The following is a 1,077-nucleotide window of genomic DNA, read 5'->3' on the forward strand; positions in this document are numbered from 1 at the left end:
GGCCGGTGCGCCCGCAGCCCCCCCCAGCCGCAGGGCTGACAGGCCGGATCCCTCCCCATCAAGGAATGAAATGACATGACAACCGTGACCCTCGGGCATCTGGACACGACCGTGCAGCAGGCGTCCGCCGCCGCCGTGGCCCGCGTGCTGGAAGCCTATGAGCTTGAAATAGAATATGTCGTGGCCCCGCGCGCGGAAATGGCGGAGCATATGCGCCGTGGCGATGTGGACCTGTTCGTTTCCGCCTGGCTGCCGGAGGTGGATGCCGCCTTCCTCGCCCCCGATCTGGGCATGCAGGCGTTCGGGCAGCTGTACCGTCCCGCCTTTGGCTGCTGCGTGCCCGACGCGGCGGGAACCGGCATCACGTCGCTTGCGGAACTGGCGGCGGCGGGTGACGCCATGGGGCGCGAAATCGTGGCTCCGGCCTCGGTCCTGGATCGCGTCCGGCAGGTCGTGGCGACCTATGACCTGACGGAAGCGGGCTATACCATCGCCACCCGCCCCGATGCGGAGGCGTTCGCACATGCGGCGCATGTGCTGGAAAAGGGCCTGCCCGAAATCATTCCCACATGGCAGCCTTCCTTCCTGCATTACGGCAGCCGCCTGATCCAGCTTGAAGACCCGAAATCCGCCTGCGGCGCGGAACAGGAGGCCCGTATCCTGATCCGTTCGGCCATCCGCGCGGATATGGATTCGGACCTGCTGGACGAACTGGATGAACTGACACTGGGCAACAAGGTGGTGAGCGCGCTGGACCACGCCATGCGCCATGACGGCATGAGCGCCGAAGCCGCCGCCGAGGCATGGCAGCGCGGCAGGCTGCTGCCGCGCTGAGGCCCGTATCATGACCAGCCATGAATGCGACGCCACCCGTACCGGGGATGCGCGTGACGCGGGCCTGCAGGCCCAGTACGAGCATTACCCCTATCCCGCCCGCGACCCGCGTGAGGAGAAGGGCAGGCTGCTGATCGGCAGTCCCAGCCACCTGCGTGAGATCGATTACTGGGTATTCGGCGCGACCCGCCCCCGCTCCCTGCCGCTGCGCGTGCTGGTGGCGGGCTGCGGCACGGGGGATGG

General features: G+C 67.7%; 1 protein-coding gene and 1 pseudogene. Both read left to right on the forward strand.

The genetic code is table 11. The features are described from left to right. The first annotated feature begins 75 nt into the window (after positions 1 to 75). Complete coding sequence (locus JCM25156_RS17770) at positions 76 to 834, forward strand: glycine betaine ABC transporter substrate-binding protein (protein WP_025814208.1); 759 nt, start codon at positions 76 to 78, stop codon at positions 832 to 834. Positions 835 to 844: 10 nt separating this feature from the next. Beyond that, positions 845 to 1,077 (forward strand): annotated as a pseudogene (locus JCM25156_RS25920) (methyltransferase); the annotation flags it as partial.

This window comes from Komagataeibacter kakiaceti JCM 25156, assembly GCF_000613305.1.